The following is a 1,503-nucleotide window of genomic DNA, read 5'->3' on the forward strand; positions in this document are numbered from 1 at the left end:
GGTCGTCGGCGCGGTGCGTGAGGTGGCACCTGTGGCGGGGACGGACATCGCCACGGCGAGGCCCGCGGCCAACGCCGCCGCCCCGAACGCGGTCTGGTGTCTCACAGGAAGTGCTCCTTCCACGGGCCAGGCAGCACAGGGCACAGGGAGCTCTGTGAGGGAGCGCTCCGCGACACCCGTTGTCCGCCGGGCGAGGACTGGGACGTGCCACTCATTCGGATGAGCTGCCCCGAAGTGCACCCCGTCACGCCGGAGCGTGTCAATGCATTCAACGTTAAATGAATTTTCACAGCCCCCGGACGGGTCGAATAGAATCCGGCTTGCCCGCCCTCTGAGCAGCACGCATGACAGGAAAGAAAATTCCAGTCACGGCGGAAATTCAAGAGAAGGAATCCCCCGTCCCGAGATAACCCGCCGAGGCGTTCGCCCCGCCCGATGGACCGCCGACCGCCAAGGAGAAACCTGTACGGAGAGTCACAGACCCGGTGGACCAAGCGCCGCCGACACGACGGCCCGAACAATTCGATCATGGTCCATCCGCCCCGGAAGACATCCCGCGCCGCCCACTCGCGACGCACGGTTCGTCCGGCGCCGGCAGAGGCTCATCTCACCGCCGTGGCTTCCTAGAGCCCGTGTGCCTTCACCCCGGAACATCTTTGACTTTGCCCAAAAATGTGCGACGATGCGAATCGCGATTCCGACGCGAAAGGAACATGCCGCGTAGACGTCCTGCTCGGCTACGCACTGAGACCACGCCTCCTCGACGGTCACCCGATATACCTTTCCGAGGTACCGGACCTTCACATCGGTCGATAGGCAGTGTTGTCAACGGCGACCTTCTCGACGTCCGCAAATCGTTCACTACCCGGGCCTCGGCCCCGCCACCGATCGCGCCGGTGCGCCGTCCAAGTAGACCCGCGTCCGGTCCACCGGTACGGTCTCCGCATGATCGATGCGGAGGTGCGGAACGCCCTACGGGACCTGGTCTACCGCTACGCGTCCGGCCTCGACCGGCGGCGTTCCGACGCCATCGCGGGCCTGTTCACCGAGGACGGCGAGCTGGTCATCCACGAGCGGGACGTCCCGCCGCGCACCTACCGGGGGCGCGCCGAGATCGCCGAAGCCACCGCCACCCTCGACCGCTTCGCGATGACCCACCATCTGGTCGGCAACCACCTGCCCGACCTGACCGGCGACCCGCCGACCGCCGAGACCTACTGCGACGCACGCCATGTCTACGAGACCCCGCAGGGGCCTCGCGTCTTCGTCATGGTCGCCCGCTACCTCGACACCTTCGCCCGCGACGGCGACGCCTGGCTGTTCGCGTCCCGGCACGTCCATGTGGACTGGACCGAGGACCGCCCCCTCGTCCAGGACTAGATGATTGATTCCAAGGGGTCGGCTGCGGACATAGGACGAGGGTGTCCAAGATCGTTGTGTGACGAACAACCTGGACACCCTCGCGACCGCACTCTATGTGAAGATCGACGACTGGCTGAAGAT

General features: G+C 65.7%; 1 protein-coding gene. It reads left to right on the forward strand.

Annotation, left to right across the window (positions count from 1 at the left end):
- The first annotated feature begins 945 nt into the window (after window positions 1-945).
- Entirely contained in the window at window positions 946-1,380 is a 435-nt protein-coding gene (locus tag E1298_RS46875; protein WP_131903792.1) for a nuclear transport factor 2 family protein, read from the forward strand.
- Window positions 1,381-1,503 lie beyond the last annotated feature (123 nt).

Source organism: Actinomadura rubrisoli (genome assembly GCF_004349215.1).
In the GTDB taxonomy this organism is placed as follows: Bacteria; Actinomycetota; Actinomycetes; order Streptosporangiales; family Streptosporangiaceae; genus Spirillospora; species Spirillospora rubrisoli.